The organism is Methanococcoides sp. LMO-2, from assembly GCF_038432375.1.
In the GTDB taxonomy this organism is placed as follows: domain Archaea; phylum Halobacteriota; class Methanosarcinia; order Methanosarcinales; family Methanosarcinaceae; genus Methanococcoides; species Methanococcoides cohabitans.
In genome coordinates this window covers 155,069-178,149 of record NZ_JBCAUS010000007.1, presented here as the reverse complement: position 1 = coordinate 178,149, position 23,081 = coordinate 155,069, and the positions used below count along the sequence as shown (strand labels likewise).

The 23,081-nt window shown below is 40.2% G+C and carries 23 protein-coding genes and 1 pseudogene; 18 read left to right on the top strand and 6 right to left on the bottom strand.

The features are described from left to right. Positions 1 to 128: 128 nt before the first annotated feature. Both truA and WOA13_RS10830 read left to right on the top strand, forming a co-directional pair. Positions 129 to 956, top strand: coding sequence for a tRNA pseudouridine(38-40) synthase TruA (truA, locus tag WOA13_RS10835; protein WP_342127915.1), 828 nt, complete (start codon positions 129 to 131; stop codon positions 954 to 956). After that, complete coding sequence (locus tag WOA13_RS10830; protein WP_342127914.1) at positions 953 to 1,522, top strand: M48 family metallopeptidase; 570 nt, start codon at positions 953 to 955, stop codon at positions 1,520 to 1,522. The genes truA and WOA13_RS10830 overlap by 4 nt, the downstream gene beginning before the upstream one ends. A gap of 39 nt (positions 1,523 to 1,561) precedes the next feature. On the opposite strand, the gene WOA13_RS10825 is transcribed toward WOA13_RS10830, so the two are convergent. Genes WOA13_RS10825 through WOA13_RS10805 form a run of 5 tightly spaced genes read right to left on the bottom strand, consistent with a single transcriptional unit; the run spans position 1,562 to position 5,766 of the window. Further along, on the bottom strand, positions 1,562 to 2,602 hold the full coding sequence (locus WOA13_RS10825) for a TRM11 family methyltransferase (RefSeq protein WP_342127913.1): 1,041 nt from the start codon (positions 2,600 to 2,602) through the stop codon (positions 1,562 to 1,564). A gap of 17 nt (positions 2,603 to 2,619) precedes the next feature. Continuing rightward, positions 2,620 to 2,907 carry a YunC family protein gene (locus WOA13_RS10820; protein WP_342127912.1) on the bottom strand — a complete coding sequence of 96 codons (288 nt, stop codon included), beginning with the start codon at positions 2,905 to 2,907 and terminating at the stop codon, positions 2,620 to 2,622. A 47-nt stretch (positions 2,908 to 2,954) separates the two neighbouring features. Further along, complete coding sequence (locus WOA13_RS10815; RefSeq protein WP_342127911.1) at positions 2,955 to 3,644, bottom strand: hypothetical protein; 690 nt, start codon at positions 3,642 to 3,644, stop codon at positions 2,955 to 2,957. A 10-nt stretch (positions 3,645 to 3,654) separates the two neighbouring features. Beyond that, positions 3,655 to 4,548 (bottom strand): type II methionyl aminopeptidase, encoded by an 894-nt coding sequence (map, locus tag WOA13_RS10810; RefSeq protein WP_342127910.1) that lies wholly within the window; start codon positions 4,546 to 4,548, stop codon positions 3,655 to 3,657. Positions 4,549 to 4,590: 42 nt separating this feature from the next. Further along, positions 4,591 to 5,766 (bottom strand): M24 family metallopeptidase, encoded by a 1,176-nt coding sequence (locus WOA13_RS10805; RefSeq protein WP_342127909.1) that lies wholly within the window; start codon positions 5,764 to 5,766, stop codon positions 4,591 to 4,593. A 162-nt stretch (positions 5,767 to 5,928) separates the two neighbouring features. On the opposite strand from WOA13_RS10805, the gene WOA13_RS10800 reads away from it, so the two are divergent. The 14 genes and pseudogenes from WOA13_RS10800 (at position 5,929) to WOA13_RS10735 (ending at position 19,928) form a co-directional block, all read left to right on the top strand. After that, on the top strand, positions 5,929 to 6,324 hold the full coding sequence (locus WOA13_RS10800) for a DUF5658 family protein (RefSeq protein WP_342127908.1): 396 nt from the start codon (positions 5,929 to 5,931) through the stop codon (positions 6,322 to 6,324). 231 nt (positions 6,325 to 6,555) lie between these two features. Beyond that, on the top strand, positions 6,556 to 7,926 hold the full coding sequence (locus WOA13_RS10795) for a mannose-1-phosphate guanylyltransferase/mannose-6-phosphate isomerase (RefSeq protein ID WP_342128033.1): 1,371 nt from the start codon (positions 6,556 to 6,558) through the stop codon (positions 7,924 to 7,926). Between the two features lie 62 nt (positions 7,927 to 7,988). Continuing rightward, positions 7,989 to 8,954, top strand: coding sequence for an NAD-dependent epimerase/dehydratase family protein (locus tag WOA13_RS10790; RefSeq protein WP_342127907.1), 966 nt, complete (start codon positions 7,989 to 7,991; stop codon positions 8,952 to 8,954). Between the two features lie 135 nt (positions 8,955 to 9,089). Continuing rightward, on the top strand, positions 9,090 to 10,100 hold the full coding sequence (locus WOA13_RS10785) for a sugar nucleotidyltransferase (RefSeq protein WP_342127906.1): 1,011 nt from the start codon (positions 9,090 to 9,092) through the stop codon (positions 10,098 to 10,100). An 11-nt stretch (positions 10,101 to 10,111) separates the two neighbouring features. After that, the gene (locus WOA13_RS10780; RefSeq protein WP_342127905.1) at positions 10,112 to 11,032 is read left to right on the top strand and encodes a UDP-glucuronic acid decarboxylase family protein; all 921 of its coding nucleotides are present in this window, start codon (positions 10,112 to 10,114) and stop codon (positions 11,030 to 11,032) included. Between the two features lie 75 nt (positions 11,033 to 11,107). Beyond that, the gene (gene gmd, locus WOA13_RS10775; protein ID WP_342127904.1) at positions 11,108 to 12,139 is read left to right on the top strand and encodes a GDP-mannose 4,6-dehydratase; all 1,032 of its coding nucleotides are present in this window, start codon (positions 11,108 to 11,110) and stop codon (positions 12,137 to 12,139) included. Positions 12,140 to 12,198: 59 nt separating this feature from the next. Continuing rightward, positions 12,199 to 12,870, top strand: coding sequence for a hypothetical protein (locus WOA13_RS10770; RefSeq protein ID WP_342127903.1), 672 nt, complete (start codon positions 12,199 to 12,201; stop codon positions 12,868 to 12,870). Positions 12,871 to 13,015: 145 nt separating this feature from the next. Further along, positions 13,016 to 14,443, top strand: a complete 1,428-nt coding sequence (locus tag WOA13_RS10765; RefSeq protein ID WP_342127902.1) for a flippase — start codon at positions 13,016 to 13,018, stop codon at positions 14,441 to 14,443. A 164-nt stretch (positions 14,444 to 14,607) separates the two neighbouring features. Further along, positions 14,608 to 15,445, top strand: a pseudogene (locus WOA13_RS10760) (IS5 family transposase). 258 nt (positions 15,446 to 15,703) lie between these two features. Next, a complete protein-coding gene (locus WOA13_RS10755) occupies positions 15,704 to 16,753 on the top strand; it encodes a hypothetical protein (RefSeq protein ID WP_342127901.1) in 1,050 nt (349 codons plus the stop codon). Continuing rightward, the gene (locus WOA13_RS10750) at positions 16,740 to 17,234 is read left to right on the top strand and encodes a glycosyltransferase family 2 protein (RefSeq protein WP_342127900.1); all 495 of its coding nucleotides are present in this window, start codon (positions 16,740 to 16,742) and stop codon (positions 17,232 to 17,234) included. Before WOA13_RS10755 ends, WOA13_RS10750 begins: the two co-directional genes overlap by 14 nt. A 15-nt stretch (positions 17,235 to 17,249) precedes the next feature. Continuing rightward, positions 17,250 to 17,741, top strand: a complete 492-nt coding sequence (locus tag WOA13_RS10745) for a hypothetical protein (RefSeq protein WP_342127899.1) — start codon at positions 17,250 to 17,252, stop codon at positions 17,739 to 17,741. Between the two features lie 10 nt (positions 17,742 to 17,751). Then, a complete protein-coding gene (locus tag WOA13_RS10740) occupies positions 17,752 to 18,900 on the top strand; it encodes a glycosyltransferase family 4 protein (protein WP_342127898.1) in 1,149 nt (382 codons plus the stop codon). Between the two features lie 89 nt (positions 18,901 to 18,989). Further along, a complete protein-coding gene (locus WOA13_RS10735) occupies positions 18,990 to 19,928 on the top strand; it encodes a glycosyltransferase family 2 protein (RefSeq protein WP_342127897.1) in 939 nt (312 codons plus the stop codon). Here the strand turns inward: WOA13_RS10735 and WOA13_RS10730 are convergent. Next, positions 19,912 to 20,607, bottom strand: coding sequence for an FkbM family methyltransferase (locus tag WOA13_RS10730; protein WP_342127896.1), 696 nt, complete (start codon positions 20,605 to 20,607; stop codon positions 19,912 to 19,914). The two genes, WOA13_RS10735 and WOA13_RS10730, sit on opposite strands and share 17 nt — an antisense overlap. A gap of 208 nt (positions 20,608 to 20,815) precedes the next feature. Between WOA13_RS10730 and WOA13_RS10725 the strand changes: the two genes are divergently transcribed. Both WOA13_RS10725 and fcl read left to right on the top strand, forming a co-directional pair. Next, on the top strand, positions 20,816 to 22,063 hold the full coding sequence (locus WOA13_RS10725) for a glycosyltransferase family 4 protein (protein ID WP_342127895.1): 1,248 nt from the start codon (positions 20,816 to 20,818) through the stop codon (positions 22,061 to 22,063). 23 nt (positions 22,064 to 22,086) lie between these two features. Beyond that, positions 22,087 to 23,031 carry a GDP-L-fucose synthase gene (gene fcl, locus WOA13_RS10720; RefSeq protein ID WP_342127894.1) on the top strand — a complete coding sequence of 315 codons (945 nt, stop codon included), beginning with the start codon at positions 22,087 to 22,089 and terminating at the stop codon, positions 23,029 to 23,031. Positions 23,032 to 23,081 lie beyond the last annotated feature (50 nt).

Sequence of the window (23,081 nt, the reverse complement as noted above, 5' to 3'; positions counted from 1 at the left end):
TCTTTAAGATACTCCTTTACTGCATGCCGATAAAATATATTCTCACTGTAATTCAATATACTCGAATATGTGTGGAATTATGGTAACTATATTATAGAGAGAGTTCCATAAGTGGCAGCAGTGATTCCATGAGAGTTGCGCTCAAAATTGCATATATAGGATCGAATTATCACGGTTCCCAAATTCAGCCTAATGTCCCTACAGTAGAGGGTGAACTGTTCAAGGCACTGAAAGAGCTGGAAATAATCAAGGATCCAAAGTCAGCTAATTTTACCAGTTCCGGACGAACAGATTCCGGAGTTCATGCCATGGGTCAGGTCGTTGCCTTTGATACCGACGTACCCAACCTGGCGATCCCCCGTGTGATCAATTCAAAGCTTCCTGGAACCATCTGGGCATGGGCACATTCACTTGTGCCGGACAATTTTGATCCTCGCAGGCATGCTGTAAGCAGAACCTACCGCTACATTATGTGCGGGGAGCAATATGATATCTCCAGAATTCGTTCAGCTTCAAAGCTCCTGCAGGGAACTCATGATTTCTCAAATTTCTGTACCAATGAGCCAGGCAGGGGAACGGTCAGGACAGTTGAACGCATAGATGTAAGGGTCAGCGGGAACCTGACACGTATCGATGTGGAGGCCAACAGCTTCCTGTGGAACATGGTCCGAAAGATCGTAACTGCATTAATGATGGTGGGAAGCGGTGTCCGTGACGAGGAATGGCTGGAACAAATGCTTGATCCTGATTCCTATGAGGAAGGCATGGGATCGGCACACGCATACGGTCTTGTTTTCATGGATGTGAAATACCCGATACCCATTGAATGGGTCGAGGACGGCTATGCCATACGCAGGGCTCACGAGCGTGTCCATGACCACCTTGTACGCTACAGGGTCATGGCCGATGTGCTGGAACACCTCCTGCCGATAGTCCCTCCTTCAGACGAGATATGAGCCTGGAGTATTCCATCGGAATCAATGGAATTGACATCCCATACAGTCTTACTCATCGCAAAGTGAAGCGTGCACGACTGGAGTTCCGCTCAGGCAGGCTGAACGTTGTGGTCCCGAAAGGGTTTCCGGATCACGAGGAACTTATCCTGAGGCACAAACTGTGGGTCTACAGGCGTTATGCCAGTTCACTGGCGACCATCGAGAACGCCGCTTCCAAAGAGCTCGTTCAAAGGTCGGATAGTGAGTTTCGGGAGCTTATATTCTCTTTTACCGGTAAGATCTCAGAAGATCTTGGAGTTCAACCTGAGAAAGTGACCTTCAGAAAAATGAAAACAAAGTGGGGAAGCTGCAGTTCTGCAGGCAGGCTGAACTTTAACAGGCATTTGATGCACCTTCCTGACGACCTTGTGGAGTATGTGGTCTTTCACGAAATGGCACATCTCATAGAACTAAGGCACAGCCCGTGTTTCTGGCAGATCATTGATTCCAGGTTCGATAACCGGGTGCATTATGACAGGGAACTTTCAGCTTACTGGTATCTGATACAGGACCACATTCATAAATGAGGTTTGTGACAGATCTCTATCTGTAAAAAGTGATTGGCTTTATTTGGCTTTCTCAAGTACGGTTATCTTTCTTGTCAGGCTTTTGTGTACTCTTTGCAGATATTGTGCCTTAGTGGCAAAGCCCGCATCCTTTACAAATTCAGAAATGTCCATCTCTGAAACGATGATCGCCCTTCCGCCAGGTCTGAGCACCCTGTACATCTCAGCAAATGACTCTTCGTACAGATGGTGAATGGATTCTGCCTCTATCCTTGCCGAACGACCATATGGGGGGTCTGCAATAACGACGTTAACCGATGCGTCCACAAGAGGGACCCTGCAGGCATCTCCGAGCATCATGGTGTGGTCAGTATTGAAGTGCTGAAGGTTCATGTGTGCGCCCACTGCGATCTTGTAGCGGACTTCCAGCCCGATGACCCTTCCTCCGACAATTCCTGCTTCCACAAGGATTCCTGCGGTACCGCAGAACGGGTCGAACACAACATCATGCTTTTTGACCATGGCCATGTTCACAAGTGCTCGTGCCACACGTGGGCGAAGCACGCCTGGGTAGAAGAATGGTTTCTTGTGAGGCGCACGCGCTTCGTAGGCACTGCGGTCCACTGATGCAATGATGGATCCGAAGACGCATTTCTCAGAAAGGATCAGCCTGAATTCCACATCAGGGTGTTTCAGGTTGGCATTGAAACCTTTCCTGTAGATGGCACCACCAACACGTTTCTCCATGTCTGCACAGACAATGGTGGAATTGTGCTTGATGCGCTTTGCGCGCACGACGTATTTCTGTTCCCTGTTGATGTGGTCCGATACATCGGCCTTCTCTGCTATCTCCAGGATGGTTTCAACGTCATCCGGGCATACTTCGATGACCTTCAGTATGTGGTGTGCCATTGCAACACGTTCTGCCACGTAATCGAGTTTGCTTTCCACTTCCTGTGGGTTGCCTTTAATGTCCACAACAAGGCACTGGTCGAAGTAGTCACTCTCTTCATACTCAAGCTCAACAAGGTCAAGGCAGGCAAGGACTTCCGCACGTGGCAGCTCGTCGTGCTCGCCTGACAGTTCAAATGCGTATAACATGTTAAAAAAAGATGTTCTCAGAACATCAGTTCAAGTGCTTCATGTCCCTTCATGCCGGCTTTGATGCCAAGGGCCTTTGCGTGGTTCGTGACATCCAGCACTTCGGCGTGGAGGACATCCTCAAAGGTGTTCACACCTCTGACCTTTGCCGCAACATCTCCTAACTTGTTTGCGATCTCAGTGTCGAGGTAGCCGCACATGACAAAGCCTTTGTCAGCTTTTATCACAAGGAGGGGGGCGTTCTGCATCTCAAACTTCAGTCCCATTGCAGTGCCATTTTCAAGTGGTATCTGTTCTATTATCATGAAAGAAAGGATTGTTTCAATTTATATTAATGTTTTTAAGGGCTCTCTCACTCTGCTGCTTCATCAACCTCTGTTTCAGACTCTGCTTCAGCTTCAACGTCGTCTTCAGCCTCAGGTTTGGCTTCTTCCCTGGCAAAATCGATGGTGATCTTCCCTTCATCTTCAAAGAAACCTTTGACCTCTGTCCTGTTCTCTTTCGTATCAATGGTCTTTATCTTTATGCCATCGTAGGATAACAGCTCTGCACCTTCTGGCATGATGATAGTGACCTCTGTCTTAGGTTCCCCTTCAAAGCTCAGGCTGCTGCCCATGTCAAAGAAGTTCTTCTCAAAATCATAGGTGACAAAATACATGTTGGTGATCTCGTCTGTCTTTGAAGTGCTTCCCAGGACATCCAGTGCGATCTCTGCATCCACATCTGTAACATGCACGTTCTTTGAACTGCTGTCAAATTTGACGTCCAGTTCTTCTTCAAGTGTTGTTCTGAGCCTGTTCCTTATGAAATGGTCCACTTTCATGAGTTCCCAGGCACTGACATGGTCATCATTATTTCCAACCTCGGAATCGATAAATGCCCTGTAAGCTGTGGCAACCTGTCCTTCATAGTTTTCAGTATAATCCCATGACATGCCGTCCTCTTCCAGGACGATATCATTGGTCCATGTGAGTGCGGATGATGCAGGTATGATGGACATGAAACATACAATTGTCAATGCCATTATCAGTGCTGATCTCATTAGTAACCCTTCATTTGGTTGTTATCTCACATCCGTCTTCGGTGACAATAACGGTGTGCTCTGCCTGGGAGACCATTCCTCCCTCGATCTCTTTGAGCACAGGATATGAGGTGATGATCCCTGCCTTCTCAAGCTGCATAAGTGAGTAGTCGAGCTTGTCAGAGGTGAGCCATCTTCTTGCGAAAGGAAGTGTCCTGTACTGTTCGATCTCTTTCAGCACTTTCCTTGCAGCAGGTAAGCGTATTGGTTTTTTCCCGACCAGTGAGAATATCTCTGTAAGTGCACCGTCGGAGATTATTCCCGCACCATCTGTGGCGAATGGTTCGATGGCAATGATGTCTCCTGCTTCAAGAACTGCGCCGTGGTCTATGTGCCTGTTCGGAATGCTTGGTGGCACATGTGCGAGGTATGGTCCGACACCGTGACCTGTGAGATTGACGATGGGCTTGAATCCATGTTCATGGATGGTGTCCTCAATGACTGCTCCAAGTTCTGCGGTGTTCACACCACTCTGAACTGTGTCGATAGCAGCATACAATGCAGCCTCAGATGCCTTTACAAGGTCTCCGTATTCATTTGTGAGGTCCACTGTAAGGGCTGAATCTGCAATATAGCCGTCAACATGAACTCCAAGGTCGAGCTTTACAACATCTTCTCCGAAGATTGTTTCATCGCCTGCAAGTGGCGTTGCATGTGCTGCCTCGTCATTTCTTGAAATGTTGCATGGGAATGCAGGGAATCCCCCAAGTTCGATTGTCCTCTGCTCCACATGGTCGGCAACTTCCAGAAGGCTTGCTCCGACCTTTATCTTGTCCTTTGCCTCGCTTCTAACTGTTGAGAGGATCTCTCCGGCCTTCCTGTACTTTCCGATTATCTCCTCGATCTCATGAAGTTTATCTGCCATATGTTTGCACCAGCTTTAGGTATATGATTGGTCTTAGTAAGTTTAAACTACAAATTCCTTTTCCATTTTTGTCAAATTCTCAAACCCGTCCTCTGTGATCACAACCATGTCCTCCAGGCGGATTCCTCCAAGTTCCGGATAGTAAAGTCCCGGTTCGATGGTGACAACATGCCCGATCTCAATCTCTCCATCCTGAATGGCCACAGATGGCTGCTCGTGGATATCCAATCCCACGCCATGCCCAGTGGAGTGTATGAAGCCAACCTTGGATTCGTTCCTGATGGTATCATAACCTCGTTTCTCGAACTCGTCACAGACAGCATTATGAACTTCGCTATAAAGAGCCCCGGGTTTCAGTACAGCAAAAGCTGCTTCCTGTGCAGCATGCACTGCTTCGTACATCTTTTTTAGTTCTTCCGATGCCTCTCCCTTGAACACGGTCCTTGTCATGTCTGCAAAGTACCGGCTCCTCTTACTGCGCGGGAATATGTCAATAACAATTGGCTGGTCGACAGTAATCTCTCCCTCCCCCTCCCAGTGGGGATTCGATGATTTTAACCCGCAGGCAACGATGGTGCTCTCAGCCTCACACCCGTGGTCAAGGAGGGTATGCTCGATCGCCGCACGGATGGCTTCCGATGTAAGGGCTTCCTCTCCTGAGTAAAGGACTCCATTCTCCACTGTTGCATCAGCTATCAGGTCGATGGCAGTTCCCATCGCCTTCTCACAGGCCTGCTGGGATGCCCTGATCTTTTCGATCTCCTCGTGGTCCTTTTTCTTCCTCATTTCCCTGAAAGGGCTCTTTGCAGGGATCACTGAGAATCCCTCTTCCTTCAACGTCTGGGCAGTGAAAAGCGGGAAGTCATGTGGTACCATGATGTGCCTGACTCCTTTCTGCTGGAAAAGTTCTGCAAGGCAGTCGCAGTAGGCAAGCTCTCCGTCCTTCCTTGCCTTCAGTTTTTCCATGAATCCATATTCCTGCATGGTGTGTACATTGGAGACTCTGGATTCCATCTTCGCTCTGTTCAGCTCCATGGTGGAAACGATGAGGATCTCCTCTCCCTGCTTTGTCTGGATGTATGCGAAAGGGTCGCCCGCGATGAAGTGTGTCGAATAATACATGTCCGCATTGTTCGAGTTTCCTATCATCAGGTATGCATCACAGTTGTTGTCAGAAAGTGATGTGGATATGTCTATTGTATTCTTGTTTTGTTCCATGTAATGGCATTTGTTATTCTACTACATAAGCATACATGGTAATTCTTTTTTAAGTGATGTTTAGTAAATCGGCAATTGTAGCCTTGTCATCATGGGGTGTGTACACAGCATCGAATTATGTGGACATTTCATACATAACAATGTACATGGATACATTTATTTATGCAGCAGGAGCTTTCCACACAGAACTGGTATTCACTCAGGGCGTTCAACAGCTTCCTTTATGATATCAGGTATATTCTGCTATTCTACGTACTCGGGGATTTCATCACAACAGCCCAGGCATTGAGTGTTGGTGTTGAAGAGAACGGATTCCTGGCATTATTGATAGCAGAGTTTGGAGTGTGGGCATTCTTTGTTCTGAAGATCGCTTTTATCTTTGTAGTTTACTGGTTCTACAAGGACATCATGTCCTCTTCAGATTCGAAGGTTTCCGAGATGTGGCCAATGGTCAGGGGAATCATCACTTTTGTTGGTGTGTTCCTTGTTGTTAACAATCTGATGGTTATCTGGGGGAACTTCGGGATAATGCAATTGCTGGGTATAATGCATTTGTAACAACTTTCAATAGCATGTAGACATTTCCGTTCGATTCTGGAAATGATGCTAATTCAGTATCTTATCTGTTTCTTCTTATTTTGGAATTGGATATTTTCGTTACCAATTGGGCATTAGTACAAAAGAACTTAATATGTGTTATTCCATTAATTAACGTCAGTACTTATTCATCGATTTCGAGCTTAGATTAATCTATTCCATTAAAAAGTTTTTAATTACGGAGCTGAGAAAATAAAATCCATCATTCTTGCAGGTGGTTCGGGAACACGCCTCTGGCCCTTAAGCCGTGAAAAATACCCAAAACAATTCTTAAAGCTGAATGACACTTCACTTTTTCAGGATACCGTCCTCAGATGCCTCGAAGTATCAGATATCTCTGATATATTCGTAGTGACAAATGAATCTCAGAAGTTCTTTGTTATCGGGCAGATAGAAGAACTGGGCCATGAGCTCCCTGTTGAGAATCTCCTTCTCGAACCTGAAGGCAAGAACACCCTTCCTGCGATATGCTACGGTATGAAGGAGATCTACAGAAAGTTCGGAAGGTCCGTTGTAGGAATCTTCTCATCGGACCATGTTCTTGACACCGGGGCAATGGAAACCATTGCAAGTGCAGAAGAACTTGCATCTGAGTACCTGATAACCTTTGGTATCTCTCCGACATCACCACAAACAGGCTACGGTTACATCAAGCCCGGTGAAGCTCTCGGTGTAGGATGTAAAGTCTCGGAATTCAAAGAAAAACCCGACCTTGAGGTCGCTAAAAAGTACATCAAAGAAGGCTGCCTCTGGAACAGCGGTATGTTCCTCTTTGATACGGACGTTTTCTTCAATGAAATGAAATCCAATGCACCGGATGTATCCGACGCATTCGAGAAATCAGAGGATGTACAGGAGATCTATTCGAAAGTTCCATCGATATCTATCGATTACGGTATAATGGAAAAGTCAGATCGTGTGGCCACTGTAAAGATCGATCACCGGTGGAACGATCTCGGGAACTTCGATGCTATATACAATGAGTTCGACAAGGATGAAAATGGCAATGTCATCTACAACTGTGATGACATGCTTCTCGATTCGACTGACAATCTCGTTTATTCGAAACCCGGGAAGATCGTTTCAATGATCGATGTCAATGACATGGTCGTTGTGGACACTCCGGATGCACTGCTTGTCTGCCCCAGGAAAAGCAGCCAGAAAGTGAAAGAGGTCGTCTCTGCCCTCAAGGATGACGAGGATGAGCGCGTACAGCTACACCAGACCGTATACAGGCCCTGGGGCTCCTACACCATTCTGGAAGATTCGGAAAGGCACAAGATCAAGAACCTGGTCGTATTTCCACACAAGAAACTGAGCCTCCAGATGCACCACCACAGGAGCGAGCACTGGGTCGTTGTTGAAGGAATGGCCTGCGTTGAGAATGATGGTGAGAGGTATTTCCTCAGGCAGGGTGAGAGTACGTTCATCAAGGCTGGCATCAGGCACAGGTTGTCGAATCCCGGAAAGTTGCCGCTTGAGATTATTGAGGTGCAGCTTGGGGAGTATGTTGGTGAGGATGATATTGTCCGGTTCGATGATGAGTATGGGAGACACGAATAAACTTTTAAAGCTCCTTCAGGCCAATTGAATATTAGACAGATTTCAGGATTTAAATGATTATCATGAACGCAAAAACTGAAAATCGGGTGAAAAAGATACTTGTCACAGGCGGTGCAGGTTTTATTGGAAGCCATATTGTCGACAGGTTGATGGAATCCGGAAATGAGGTAATTGTGTTCGATAACTTCAGTTCCGGGAACATGGGATTTATAGAACACCATGTTGGGAATTCCAAATTTAAACTCATAAAAGGGGACCTGCTTAGCACCGAAGAGATCGATAAGGCATGCGAAAGTGTTGATCTTGTTTACCATGTAGCTGCAAATCCCGATGTAAAACTTGGTGCTGTGGATACAAGAGTACATTTTGACCAGAACATCACAGCAACCTACAATCTGCTTGAAGCAATGCGCAAGAACAATGTTCCAAATATTGCATTCACTTCCACATCCACTGTCTATGGCGAAGCTGAAATTATCCCTACTCCTGAAGATTATGGACCGCTTGTACCGATCTCACTGTATGGGGCATCCAAACTTGCATGTGAGGCTCTCATCACGTCCTATTCACACACATTTGACATGAAGTCCTGGATATTCAGGTTCGCAAACATCGTAGGTGATCGAAGTACACACGGAATAATCGTTGATTTCATCCAGAAGCTCAGAAATAATCCAGATCAACTTGAGATCCTTGGTGACGGAAGGCAATCCAAATCATATCTTCATGTTGCTGAATGTGTCAATGCGATAATGTTTACTGTAAATAACAGTAATGAATCTGTTAACATTTTCAATGTCGGTTCTGAGGACACCATCAATGCAACCGGGATCGGTGAGACCGTTGTTGAGGAAATGGGACTTGAGAATGTTGAATTTACATACACAGGCGGCAATCGTGGATGGAAAGGAGATGTTCCAAGAATGCTGCTTGGAATCGAGAAATTGAAAAGTCTTGGATGGGCTCCAGAGTATTCATCTATAAGAAGTGTTAGGGAAACGGCACAGTCTTTGATAGATCAAATATGAATCCTTTAAAGAAATAAATTTATCGAGTGTAACCACTATCGTTCATTTGAATTGATATTTGAAAATGCTTAGGTTCAAAAGTAATACTTTACCAGGTCAATATAGCTGATTAATTCGTTTACCCGGAGAATCTCGATGAAAGTAATAATTCCAGCTGCTGGTACTGGAACACGCCTGTTCCCGCATACCCATACAAAACCAAAGCCGATGGTCTATATTGCTGGTAAGCCGATCATAGGACATATCCTTGATAGGATGATAGAGCTTGAGCCAGAGGAGGTCATACTTGTTGTTGGGTATCATAAGGAGCAGCTGATATCTTATGTGGATGAACAATATCAGGGCATATTTAATATTAGGTATGTGGAGCAGGAAAACCGCCTGGGGCTTGGTCATTCGATATATATTACTCGAGAATATGTGAGAGGTTCTGATGTCATGATAGCCCTTGGAGATATGATCTTTAAATCGGGATATCTTGATTTTTATAATAAGCATTCTGGGAATGAAAAGTGTGCAGGTTCAATAGGTGTAAGGGAGGTTGAAGAGCCTAGGAAATATGGGATCGTTGAACTTGAGCAGGATTCACCCTGCATAAAGAAACTGGAAGAGAAACCTGAGAGGCCGGCATCAAACCTTGGTATCGCAGGAGTATATTTTGTAAAGGATACACAGATGCTATTCGATGTCTTGGATATGATGATAGATGATGATGTGAGGTCACGTGGGGAGTACCAACTGACAGATGCACTTCAGGAAATGATACAACAGGGTAGCAGCCTGAAGATCTTCGAGGTTTCAAGCTGGTATGACTGTGGGCATGCTAGATCACTTCTTGAGACAAATCAGGTATTGTTGAATGAAAAAGAGAAGATTAGCTCTGGCTATGAAAGCGTGGATTCTGTGATCATACATCCTGTAGCGATCGGGGGAAATGTGAAAATAGTCAATTCTGTCATTGGTCCATATGCATCGATAGCAGAAGATACTGTGGTGGAGAGCTCCATTATTTCTGACAGTGTGATAGGCTCTCGCACACACATATCGAAAGTGAATCTGCAGTCATCTATAGTTGGGGATGATGCAAACGTCGTTGGTAAGCACAACTCTTTAAATATAGGGGACTCTTCTTCAATAGAGTTCTGATGAGTGATAACATGAAGTCAATAGTAACTGGAGGTGCAGGTTTTTTAGGATCACACCTTTGCGACCTTCTGATCGAAAACGGACATGAGGTAATTTGCATAGATAACCTCGTAACAGGAAATACAAGAAACATCGATCACATTAATTCAGATAGATTCACATATTTGAAACATGACATAACAAAACCGATCTATTTCGGGGACAAGATCGATTACATATTCCATCTCGCAAGTCCCGCTTCTCCCGTTGATTATCTCGAGCTGCCTATACAGACTCTGAAGGTTGGTGCCCTCGGCACGTACAATATGCTTGGGCTTGCAAAAGAGCAAGGTGCCAGATTATTGATCGCATCCACATCAGAGGTATACGGTGACCCATTAGTGAACCCACAGCCTGAGATTTACTGGGGCAATGTGAATCCAATAGGCCCTCGCGGGGTTTACGATGAAGCAAAGAGGTATGCTGAGGCGATAACAATGGCATACCATCGATACCATGGAATTGATACAAGGATCGTAAGAATATTTAATACATACGGACCACGTATGCGTGCACATGACGGCAGGGTTGTCCCGAATTTCATAAACCAGGCTTTAAAAGGTGATGATATAACCGTTTACGGAGACGGTTCCCAGACACGTTCATTCTGCTATGTCTCAGATCTTGTAGGTGGGATCTACAGGTTGATGATGTCAGACTTCACAGAGCCCGTGAATATTGGAAACCCGGCGGAGATGTCAGTGCTGGAGTTTGCAGAAGAGGTTCTTGATATCATAGAAAGCGATTCAAATATCGTCTTCGAAGATCTGCCAGTTGATGACCCAAAGGTTCGAAGGCCGGACATCAGTAGGGCGAAGGAAGTTCTTGGATGGGAACCAAAGGTCGGATTGAAAGAAGGTTTGAAGCAGACAATTGATTATTTCAAAGAGTAATAATCTCAATATTTAATTTATGTTCAGTTTAAAGCGATTTAAAACATTGAAGTTCATAAACCAGGGGTAAATAATATGGGTAAAACAGCTTTGATAACTGGAATCACAGGCCAGGATGGAGCATATCTTGCAGAGTTCCTGCTTGGCAAGGGATATATTGTACACGGCATCAAAAGAAGATCTTCTTCGTTTAATACTGCACGTATCGACCATCTCTACAAGGACCCACATGAGAGGAATGTGAACTTCTTCATGCACTATGGTGATCTTACCGATTCAACAAACCTGATCAGGATCATACAGGAAACCCAGCCAGACGAGATATATAACCTTGCAGCCCAGAGTCATGTGCAGGTCTCATTTGAAACCCCGGAATACACAGCAAACTCGGATGCCATTGGACCCCTGAGGCTTCTGGAAGCCATACGCATACTTGGTCTGGAAAAGAAAACTAGGTTCTACCAAGCCTCAACCAGCGAGCTTTACGGGAAGGTCCAGGAGATTCCTCAAAAGGAGACAACGCCATTTTACCCAAGAAGTCCGTATGCTGCAGCAAAGTTATACGCCTACTGGATAACTGTGAACTACCGTGAAGCCTATGATATGTTCGCATGTAATGGAATTCTTTTCAACCACGAATCCCCGATCCGCGGTGAGACTTTTGTCACAAGGAAGATCACAATGGCAGTTGCTAATATCAAAAAAGGTCTTCAGGAAAAACTTTACCTTGGAAATCTTGATGCAAAGAGGGATTGGGGATTTGCAGGGGACTATGTGGAAGCCATGTGGTTAATGCTCCAGCAGGATGAACCTGATGATTATGTGATAGCTACTGGTGAGACCCATTCCGTGAGGGAATTTGTGGAACTTGCATTCAGGGAAGTGGATGTCGAGATTAACTGGCAGGGCGAAGGTGTTGATGAAGTTGGTGTGGATAGGGAAACCGGTAACGTGCTGATAGAGATCGATCCTCGGTATTACAGACCAACTGAAGTGGATATATTGATTGGAGATCCATCTAAGGCTAGGGAGAAACTGGGATGGACAGCTAATGTTGGGTTTGAAGATCTGGTAAAGACGATGATGACAAACGATTTTGAAAAGTAATAATATTTCACACTTTTTTGTTGTAGGTATTATGTTTATAATTAATTTAAGGTGATTGAATGGGTTTAGTTAATTTAGGTGTTCCAGAAAATGAAGTAGAATACTTGAGAGATAACTTGAATCTGGATGTCTTTGTGGAAGGGGGGACATACAAAGGTACAACTGCAAAAAAAATGAGTGATAAATTTAGTCTGGTTTACACAATAGAAAAATCAGATGCAATGTTTAGTTTAGCTGAAGGAAGTCTGAAATCAATTAATAATATATTTTTACTTAAAGGAGATACCAGAAATCACTTAGACAAAATTCTTGAAAATAATGACAATATACTTTTTTGGCTTGATGCACATTGGAGTGGTGGCGATACTTACGGTGAAAATGATGAATGTCCACTTTTAGAAGAGCTTAGCATAATATTTAGCCACGACAAAAATCATATTATCTTAATAGATGATGCAAGACTCTTTTTAGCACCTCCTCCATTACCACACAAAATTTTGAATTGGCCTTCATTGGGTGATATTTTGGATATTGTCCCAACAAATTGGGATTTGTTGATTTTTGAAGATGTAATTTACATCTTTCCAGATCAAAATAGTAAGCATATTAAAGCTTTTTTCCAAGGCCTAGTTACCAAAAGGTGGGATGAGTATTGTCGTGCTAATAAAAGTACTGTTTTAAATGGCTTGAAATTGGCGGCTCGTGGAATGTTACGTGGGAACATTTATTGATTTTTGGAATGGCAATTGAATGAAATAGTTCATATCGCTTGAGTAAGATAATTTTAATATGGCAATCTTAGGCGACTTAACTTGTTAAATATACCACTAAAAGATGTCATTTATGCTTAACCTCAATACAATCTTCTCTCGAGTGATGTCTGTTGAACCAATACGGCGCCAGAGTCTCATCTCTTTTGTATGGAAAATCTCACTGACATTTATTGGTTTCCTGAGCACTATGTACTTTGCTCATACAGTAGGTGCAGGGATTTTGGGTGTTTATTTTCTTTTCACGGCATATTTTGGTGTAATTAATTTGTTTAGTGATGGGGGACTTGGTGGGGCTGCAATCAAACGTATTAGCGAAGGAAAAGAACAGAATGCTTATTTCAGTGCATTTTTTGTATTGCGCTCTCTCTTTTTAATCACAGTTATTCTATGTTTACTTACATTGAAAGGCCATTTTACAGATCTGAATGATGAGGACATCTTTAATTGGTTGTTAATAGCTTTAGCCGTATCACTCTTTTATGGACCATTGAATAATGCTCTTGCAGGGCTTGCAAAGGTCGGTATACGGGAAACATGTTGTTTTATCAATGAAATTGCCCGCATCTTTACTCAAGTAATCGCAGTGTTTTTTGGGTACGGTATCGCAGGTTTGGCAGGTGGTTTTGTCATTGGGATGATCGTTGCTACTATTATAGAGTTGCGTTTCTTTGATCTACGACTAACTCCTTTTAAATGGCGCCATGTGAAAAACCTATCCTCATTCTCATTTTGGTTATTTTTGACATCAAGTGGTGTTATGCTCTATTCATATGCAGACACAATCATGATTGGTTATTATTTGAGTAATTCAGATATAGGTATATACAGAGTGGCGGTCCAATTTACATCCATTGCAGCATTAGCAACCACTTCAATGCAGGTTACACTCTGGCCCAGAATAAGTCGGTGGGGGAAAACAGGAGAAATAAGATTAGTTGAGAGTTCTCTTTCCGAAGCTATCAAATATGCACTTCTTATAGCTATGCCTATTTGTATAGGGGGAGTTGTGGTTGGTGACAAATTACTCTATTATTTTTATGGGGATGAGTTTGTTCAAGGTTATCCTGTTCTTGTAATTTTGTGCATGACCCAAATAATAAGTGTGTTTCAACTTTTCTTTTTGGCATACCTCAGTGCTCTGGACATGCAAAAGAAAGCATTTAAAGTTACATCCATTGCAGCTACTTTAAATATTGTTATGAATGCGATACTTATCCCTTTGGTCGGTATTGTAGGTGCCGCAATAGCCACCTTGACTACAATTGGGATAAATGGAATTCTAGCGCGGAAAATGTTGGCAACAACAATACAAATCAAATTTGAATATAGTACTTTCTTCAATATACTGAAAGCATCCCTTCTTATGGGAATGATTGTTGGTGTATATAGGTTGATAATACCACTTTCAAATGTTTGGTTAGCTATAATTGCGGTTTTTATTGGGGGAATGGTTTATGGAATATTGTTGTTAAAGTTTGATGATAGAGTTTATGGTGAAATTGAGAGAATTTTCAATCAGTTTATCCAATAAAATTCTAGGATAATTTTCTATATTGATAAATTCATACTTAAATCCCAAATAAATGGGCTCTGTAGAAATCCTCTTCTCTAACCTCAACTGAGTCACTACATTTTTTATAAGAATAAGTCACCTGTGACTGTTTGCCAACAAAAACACAAGGATATGACTGTGTTTTGTCTAACAAGTACTTAAATTTTATTGATATAGCATTGCAAGTAACACGATATTCACACTTTCCACTCTACAGTTGCAAATACTCAAAACAAACATATACACAACATCAGCTATTGACATTGGTTTTGTTCAATGAGTATTTAGGAGAAGATTATCGAGATTTTGTTGAGATCGTTGAATTAATGGATTCTATTCAATCAAAATTTGAATTGGATAAGGTAACCCATTTTACAACACTTCAAAAGTTCGTTACTAGAATTTATTCTGCAATACTTGATCATATCTTTAAGAGAACATTGGACCTATTTTACAAAAATGGCGAGTCAATTGACGTTAATGGTATTGATTCAACTGGTTTTACAAGTGGTTATTGTAGTAACTATTACTCCTAGAGAATCAAAAATGGAGAAGAAGTTATGTCAAAACAAGTATTTCAGTTGATGTTCACAGATTTGTGATTACTGGATAAAAGATCTCCGGGAAACCTGTTCATGATGCTAAGCATGCAAAAACATTGCTATTGCATTGTCATCGTAACAGGAGATCACTCTATTATGTGATGGATAAAGCATATGATTCTGAAACTATCCATGAGCTGACAAGAGAAAAACTCAGGTCAATAGCAGTTGTTCCATTAAGACAACGAGAGAGGAAGATATCGAAAGAAGATGTTAAATGAATTTGATGAGGAAATATGGGGAGAATTTGTGAGCAAGAAAGTATAGAAATCAGGTAAAGGAAGTCAAATTCAAAGTGATATTGCACAATCTTGAGAGATTTGTCAAGATTGTGTTTTTAGTTATAGTGAGGATTTCTACAAAGCCAATAAATGTCTAAAGCATATCCCTATGATTACTTTTAAATAGATCTAAAAAATTTAGATGACATAAATTAATCTTAAACATTTGTGTAGACTCAATATAACGATAGCTTAAAATAACTCTTTTAAAATTTCAAGTTATAAGTATTTGCTTTAATATTGTTACTAAGCGTTTTGAAAGCGTGGTTTAATATTGGAAGGTGGAGATAATATGGGCAATAAACAAAATTATCGTGTGGATGTTTTTGGTTTAAAAAAGGGTGAAAGGGAATAATATGGCAATATTAAAACTTCTTATGAGTGTTATTAATTCTGCTATCCAAAAATGTATTGGTTTGATTGTTCGATTTATTAATGTACTACTGTTAAGTCTAAATTTCATTATTGTTAAGAAAGAAAATTGTATTTGTAAAAAATTAGTTGATGTTTATACAACTCCACATAAAACCAATAATGAACACCCAGCTGAATGTATTATTTTTTCTATGGATAGGGCAATTCAACTTCACGCATTACTTTCGTCTTACTTTGAGAAAGTAACCCCGTCAGTTCCAGTGCATGTCTTATACAGAGCATCATCAAATCCTCATCAAAAAGCTTATGATAGTGTTTTTTCTCTTTTTGATGAGAAGCAGATTTTTCCAGTTTCTCAAAAAGACAAAGGTTCTTTTAAAAAGCAGCTTATCACAATCCTTGAATCCATAAAAGCTGAAAAGGTATTCTTTTTAGTAGATGACATTATATTTATCGAAGATATGGATGTGTTCGATTTCGCAAAGTTTGATCCTCGAACTACAATCATATCTCTTCGCTTAGGAGCAAACTTAAAAAGAGCATACACTTTACAGAAAGAACAACAATTACCACCATTCATTTCAGATATAATCCAAGATTCAGATAAACTTTGTTGGAAATGGGAAGATGGAGAGTTGGATTGGGCATATCCATTATCAGTAGATGGCAATCTTTTTTTAACACGTGAAATAATTGCTCTTGCAAAGAGTATAAATTTTAATTCTCCTAACACATTTGAGAGCAATTTACAGAAACAACTTAGGTATTTCAAACATCGATATGGTGTATGCTACAAGAAATCAAAAATTATTAACATTCCAATGAATAAAGTTCAAGATACTAATGATAATATACATGGAACAATTCACCAAGATTATTTATTAAATCAGTGGAATCATGGAATGCAAATCGATTATCGTGCACTTTATGGTTTTGTAAACGAAAGTGCACATCAGGAAATTGATATTACATTTACAAAACGAAATGACCTAGATAGCATTAAAGAGGTTGAGCAATTTGAAAGATTTTAAAGTATCAGTTATTATGCCTGTATATAATGCAGAAAAATATCTGAAAGATGCTATCGAAAGTATTTTGAATCAATCATTTAAAAACTTTGAACTTTTGATTATAAACGATGGGTCAAATGATAAAAGTAAAGCAATTATTGAATCACACAATGATTCGCGCATTAGATTACTTAATAATGAAGAAAATAGTGGTTTGGCAAAAGTAAGAAATAAAGGCATCTATGAAGCAAAAGGCGAATATATTGCATGGTTGGATGCTGATGACATAAGTCATCCATTAAGATTAGAGAAGCAAGTAAAATTACTGGATAGTCATCCCGATGTAGGAATTTGTGGAACATGGGTGAAAACGATTGGTACTAAAGTGACTCACAAATGGCGTTATCCCACAAATCCTAATTTTATACGCGGTCGAATGCTTTTTGATGATCCATTGGCGACTTCATCAGTTATGCTAAGAAAAAAATTATTTATTGGGTAGAATCAACATTTTGACTTGAACTATCCTCCTGCAGAAGATTATGATTTATGGGAGCGTCTTTCTGGTTGTTATAAAATAACAAACATTCCTAAATTTTTGACATACTACCGTATTCATGATAATCAAACCTCTAAAATAAATGTACTTAATCAAAAATCATCTGTTTGGAACATACAAGAAAGACAACTTAAAAAAATGCATGTTTTGCCTTCAAATGAAGAAAAACAAATGCACCAAAAAATAGGAGGTTGGAAATTTGAAGCGTCAAATGATTTTATTTTGTTTGCTAATGAATGGCTCTTAAAACTTCAAAAAGCAAATTCAAAAACACATTTTTATCCCGAACCACAATTTACTCGTGTTCTTGCTGAAAGATGGTTTTTCATATGTAGAGCAGCTGCAGGATTGGGGTTAAATACATGGTCAATTTACTGGAATTCGCCATTAAGAAAGCATAGTATTTTTTATAAGCATGTATATATACTTGCTAAATCCTTAATAGCCTAAACGAGTAGAAATGTCTGATGAATATAAATTATTGTTGGTTCCGGAATTCAGCTCATCCGGAGGTACACGCAATTATTTTTATTATTTGCTTAACTTTTATTCTTCACAGGGCTATGAAGTTTCAATTGCACTGTGCAGAAATCAGTTGGATGATGAAATAAAGTCTCTCTTAGAGTGTTACAAGTGCAGATTCCATATAATTCCTTCAAGAGATAAAGGTTTTATGAGATTCCTGCGTTATTTTCCAGTGAACCTTCTTTTTGATATCATTTCAATTTTGCCGATCTACATTAAAGAAAATCCAGATATGATAGTAGTATCAAATGGTACTCCTGGTATGTTCATAGGATTGATTTTATTTCCTGTAAAGTTTATTTATACCTTTCATACCTATCCTTTATGGACCAAGATAATATGTCTTAGCAGTATACAAAAAACGTTTTTGAGGATTTTTTTAAATCGTAATAAAATGCTAACTACGGTTTCAGAATATTCAAAAAAGCAGATTCTAGACTTATGGGTGCCTGCACAAAAAAGCGATTATATTAAAGTAATTTACAATTCTGTGAGCAAAAAATGTTTTGTTGAAGGCCATATCCAGAATGAAAATACAAACATTTACCGAGTTCTAACATTAGGACATGTCATATGGTACAAAAACCCAAAAATATGGATAGGAGTAGCCCAAGAAGTAATTAGACAAAGACCAGATATACCAATTGAATTCATCTGGGCAGGAGAAGGAAATCTTCTGGAAGAATGTAACTATATAGTGAAACAGATGGGGTTAGAAGGCATTAAATTCATAGGACATCAAAGCAACGTAGAATCCTTGTATAAACAGAGCACTATCTATTTCCAGCCAAGTCTACTCGAAAGCCATGGAATATCAGTTGTAGAAGCTATGGCACATGGATTACCCTGTGTTACATCCGATGTTGGTGGCTTACCTGAATCAGTTATAAATGGTGAAACTGGTTTTATCTGTCCACCCGATGACATAGAATGTTTTGTGGCACAAATTATTAAACTACTAGATAATGAAAAATTTAGATACATGATGGGACAGTCTGGAAAGTCGAGAGCAAAAGCTTTTTTTTCATCAGATGTGCAAAACAAAAAGATGATAAGCTTATATTCTTCATTATTACAAAATTGAAGGGATAATTGTTTAATTTCCATATTATGATCAGCAATCATAAGTTAGAATCAATGAGAAAACATTAGTGGTAATCAACAAGGTCTAATATGAAACTTGCTCCAATAGCCTTATTCGTATACAATCGACGTAATCACACCCGCAGGACACTTGAAAGTCTTGTGACAAATCCTGGATTTACAGAAAGCTTACTTTATGTTTTCTGTGATGGAGCAAAGAGCGAAAAGGATTTGGATTCTGTTCGATCGACACGTGAATTAATCCATTCTTATGAACTGGAAAATGTCACAATCATTGAGAATGAGTGCAATAAAGGGTTGGCAAGGTCTCTTGTAGATGGTATAAATTATGTATTGCAGAAGCATGATCGTATAATTGTTTTAGAGGATGATTGTTATCCTTCTCAGGATTTCTTACAGTTCATGAACATTTGCCTTGATAATTATGAATCTGATGAAAGAATAATGAATGTGAGTGGTTATGCTCCCCCAATCATGATACCAGATGATTATACTTACGACATATATTTCTCTTACCGCTTTTCATCATGGGGATGGGGTACTTGGAGAAGGGCATGGAAATACTATTCCAAGGATTCCGGGATACTAAAGACAATTGATAGTTCAATATCAATAAAGAAAAAAGTAGATCGTGCAGGGTTGGATTTGTATACAATGTTAAAATGGCAGATCGAAGGCAAGATCGATTCGTGGGCTGTTTTTTGGGCTATCAACATAATTATGCATGATGGGCTTTCCATAAATCCGGTGAGGTCCAGGATAATGAATATAGGGCATGATGGCAGTGGGGTTCATTGTTCTGCTGATGGAAGATATGATGTCCAGATCAATAAGCAAAAAACAAGCACAATTGCATTCCCTGATGCAATAATTCCTGATAATAGGATTGTAAAATCCTATTCTGATTTTCAGACTGGAAATTTGTTTAAAAAAATGTTTTATGTTTGTCATCACAGATTTGGCAAATTTATCGACCCTTTTATTTCATTGATCAGTCGAGTTTTCTGATAAACGAAAAATCCTGATTGTTCTTAGAAATGTAATTGATCTTATATGAGTTTTCAATTAATTTGTTGATAGTTTCAATAGTTTCATCTATGGTGAAAGGTTCAAAACGATGATGAAATTCTATTAGTAATTGTTCAGGATAAATTCTTTTATTGAGCATGTCTGCTATGACTTCATATTCTGAGCCCTCGATATCCATCTTTAGAATATCGATCTTTTTGTGACCTAATTCCTCCATTATTGTGTCGATTGTTTCAACCTTTACTTTTATAGCTTCATCTGAACTATTGTTCTTTGCCACCAAAGAGTGTGACACATGGTCTGGATTTTTTGGAGGGAAAAAGTCCATGTACCCATTTGATGAAGCAATACCCTTCGGGTGAATTACAAATTTATCTATATTCTTATTTTTTGCAAATTCAATTGCTCTTGGGGTAGGATCAAATCCATTAACTATTACATTTTTTTGTTTAATCAAAGCCTCATCCCAAGAAATATCTTCACCAATGCCAAAAGAATAAACAATACTATTCTCATCGATGTTTACAGGACAAAATGCCCACCCACCATAATCAGATCCTAAATATTCGATTTGGCAATTAGCAAGATTATTCTTGTAAATCCTAAATTTAATTAGTTCGTAAAATTTTAAAAAAATATTTTTTAATAATTGGCTCATTATTCCCCCTCTTTATAGCTCACAGTATTTATTTTTTATATTTGCGATTATAAATAGTACTATTAAATCTGTAATATGGTGTACTACTATTTATAAAAAAAGTGGAACTTGCAAAATCAATGTCCTGAACAATCCCATTTTAACCCAAGAGTTATATATGATTTAACAAATCCTTATGCTACTAACTAGTATTAAATTTGTGAAAAATATGAAACCTCTTCTCATCAATACTTCTGACCTCCAGGGTGGTGCAGCTCGAGCAGCTTACAGGTTACATCAGGGACTTCAGGAAATTGGTGTTGAATCAAGAATGTTAGTACAGAAAAAAACGAGTACTGATAATTCTGTAATAGGTCCAAAGACAAATATAAAAGGTCCAAGGTCATCTAGCTGGAATCTAATGGCTGTTGCACGTTATCTTGTAGATCGATTGCCTTTAGCATATTACGATTATCATAATTTCCAGCAAATGGATTGGAGTCCACAGTGGCTACCTCACAATATACACAAGAAAATTAACCGGATACATCCTGATGTTGTACATTTCCACTGGATATGTCAGGGTTTTGTTCCTGTTCAGGAAGTTGCTAAAATAAAGCAACCTCTTGTGTGGACTCTGCATGATATGTGGGCTTTTACCGGCGGCTGTCACTATAATGGTACATGTGATGGTTACAAAAATAAGTGTGGTACATGTCCACAACTTAGTTCTGGTAAAGGAAATGATCTGAGTAATTGGGTCTGGAAACGCAAGAAAAAATATTGGGCTGATCTGGATTTTACTGTTGTTACACCCAGCCGTTGGCTGGCGAATTGTGCAAGTTCCAGTTCTTTATTTGAGGATAAGAAAATCGAAGTGATCCCGAATGGCCTTGATCTTCAAAAATACAAACCGGTTTCAAAGGATGAAGCCAGAAGAGCTTTAAAATTACCTTTGGACAAGAATTTGATTCTTTTTGGGGCATTGAACTCCACAGGGGATAAAAGAAAAGGTTTTCAATATTTAAGATCTGCAGTAGGTATGCTTTCTGATGAGTTTGATTTTGAAGCCATCGTGTTTGGGAATTCGGATGATGGTGATCAATTGGATATTCCAATAAATTATATGGGCAGATTACCGGATAACATGCTAAATTCAATATACTCTGCAGCTGATGTTTTTGTAGCACCATCTGTACAGGACAATTTACCAAATACGATCATGGAATCTCTTGCATGTGGAACTCCATCGGTAGCTTTTGATATTGGTGGGATGTCAGACATGATCGTGCACAAAGAAAATGGGTATCTGGCAAAACCCTTTGATGTGGATGATCTGGCAAAAGGTATAGAGTGGGTTGTTGAGCAGGATCAAAGAAAGGAATACTTAAGTGAAGCTTCCAGAAAGTATGTAGAAAAGAATTTTGAACTAAAATCGATTGCCAAAAAATATGCAGATTTATATTCAGAATTATAATTAATACTGATTGAGGATTTTTAATGGATAAGAATAGCAGGATTTTTATTGCTGGTCACAGGGGTATGGTTGGTTCAGCTATAAAGAGAAAACTGGAATCAAATGGTTATACTAATTTGCTATGTAAAACACATAATGGACTCGATCTGACAGATCAAAAAGCAGTCAATGAGTTCTTCCAATCAGAGAAACCAGAGTACGTCTTCCTAGCAGCAGCTAAAGTAGGTGGTATCCTTGCAAACAGCACGTATCCTGCAGAGTTTATCTACCAGAACATCATGATCGAGGCAAATGTCATCCATGCTGCCTATACCTACGGTGCCAAAAAGCTTCTTTTCCTTGGTTCATCCTGCATATATCCAAAGTTTGCACCCCAGCCCATGAAGGAAGAATATCTGCTTACCGGGGAACTTGAAGTTACAAACGAGGCATATGCAATAGCAAAGATCGCCGGGATAAGACTTTGCAAGCACTATAATCAGCAATATGGGACAAACTTCATGTCTGTCATGCCAACAAACCTTTACGGGCAGAATGATAATTTCGATCTTGAATCATCTCATGTGATGCCTGCACTCATCCGCAAGTTCCATGAGGCAAAGGTAGAGGGTAAGCCAGAGATCGTGATTTGGGGCACAGGCCTGCCGAGGCGTGAGTTCCTGCATGTTGATGATATGGCGGATGCCTGTGTTCATCTTATGGAGAACTATGATGAGTCCGATGTAGGTGAGTTCGTTAATATCGGGGTTGGAAAAGATATCACTATTCAGGAGCTTGCTGAGCTCATAGGAGATATTGTGGGATATGAGGGTGAGATAGTTTATGATACATCAAAACCGGATGGTACTCCTCAGAAGTTGCTGGATGTTAGCAGGCTGAACGGACTTGGATGGGAAGCCAGGATATCGCTCAAGGACGGAATTACGGAAACATATGAGTGGTACAAAAGTGGAAATGAACCGGCATAATAGTACATAATAACTGATGGAATATTCAATGCTATATTCAATGATGATAT

Bases quoted from the DNA above. Each gene is read 5' to 3' on its own strand.
- truA (WP_342127915.1), top strand. From the start codon at position 129: ATGAGAGTTGCGCTCAAAATTGCATATATAGGATCGAATTATCACGGT.
- WOA13_RS10830 (WP_342127914.1), top strand. From the start codon at position 953: ATGAGCCTGGAGTATTCCATCGGAATCAATGGAATTGACATCCCATAC.
- WOA13_RS10825 (WP_342127913.1), bottom strand. From the start codon at position 2,602: ATGTTATACGCATTTGAACTGTCAGGCGAGCACGACGAGCTGCCACGT.
- WOA13_RS10820 (WP_342127912.1), bottom strand. From the start codon at position 2,907: ATGATAATAGAACAGATACCACTTGAAAATGGCACTGCAATGGGACTG.
- WOA13_RS10815 (WP_342127911.1), bottom strand. From the start codon at position 3,644: ATGAGATCAGCACTGATAATGGCATTGACAATTGTATGTTTCATGTCC.
- map (WP_342127910.1), bottom strand. From the start codon at position 4,548: ATGGCAGATAAACTTCATGAGATCGAGGAGATAATCGGAAAGTACAGG.
- WOA13_RS10805 (WP_342127909.1), bottom strand. From the start codon at position 5,766: ATGGAACAAAACAAGAATACAATAGACATATCCACATCACTTTCTGAC.
- WOA13_RS10800 (WP_342127908.1), top strand. From the start codon at position 5,929: ATGCAGCAGGAGCTTTCCACACAGAACTGGTATTCACTCAGGGCGTTC.
- WOA13_RS10790 (WP_342127907.1), top strand. From the start codon at position 7,989: ATGAACGCAAAAACTGAAAATCGGGTGAAAAAGATACTTGTCACAGGC.
- WOA13_RS10785 (WP_342127906.1), top strand. From the start codon at position 9,090: ATGAAAGTAATAATTCCAGCTGCTGGTACTGGAACACGCCTGTTCCCG.
- WOA13_RS10780 (WP_342127905.1), top strand. From the start codon at position 10,112: ATGAAGTCAATAGTAACTGGAGGTGCAGGTTTTTTAGGATCACACCTT.
- gmd (WP_342127904.1), top strand. From the start codon at position 11,108: ATGGGTAAAACAGCTTTGATAACTGGAATCACAGGCCAGGATGGAGCA.
- WOA13_RS10770 (WP_342127903.1), top strand. From the start codon at position 12,199: ATGGGTTTAGTTAATTTAGGTGTTCCAGAAAATGAAGTAGAATACTTG.
- WOA13_RS10765 (WP_342127902.1), top strand. From the start codon at position 13,016: ATGTCTGTTGAACCAATACGGCGCCAGAGTCTCATCTCTTTTGTATGG.
- WOA13_RS10755 (WP_342127901.1), top strand. From the start codon at position 15,704: ATGGCAATATTAAAACTTCTTATGAGTGTTATTAATTCTGCTATCCAA.
- WOA13_RS10740 (WP_342127898.1), top strand. From the start codon at position 17,752: ATGTCTGATGAATATAAATTATTGTTGGTTCCGGAATTCAGCTCATCC.
- WOA13_RS10735 (WP_342127897.1), top strand. From the start codon at position 18,990: ATGAAACTTGCTCCAATAGCCTTATTCGTATACAATCGACGTAATCAC.
- WOA13_RS10730 (WP_342127896.1), bottom strand. From the start codon at position 20,607: ATGAGCCAATTATTAAAAAATATTTTTTTAAAATTTTACGAACTAATT.
- WOA13_RS10725 (WP_342127895.1), top strand. From the start codon at position 20,816: ATGAAACCTCTTCTCATCAATACTTCTGACCTCCAGGGTGGTGCAGCT.
- fcl (WP_342127894.1), top strand. From the start codon at position 22,087: ATGGATAAGAATAGCAGGATTTTTATTGCTGGTCACAGGGGTATGGTT.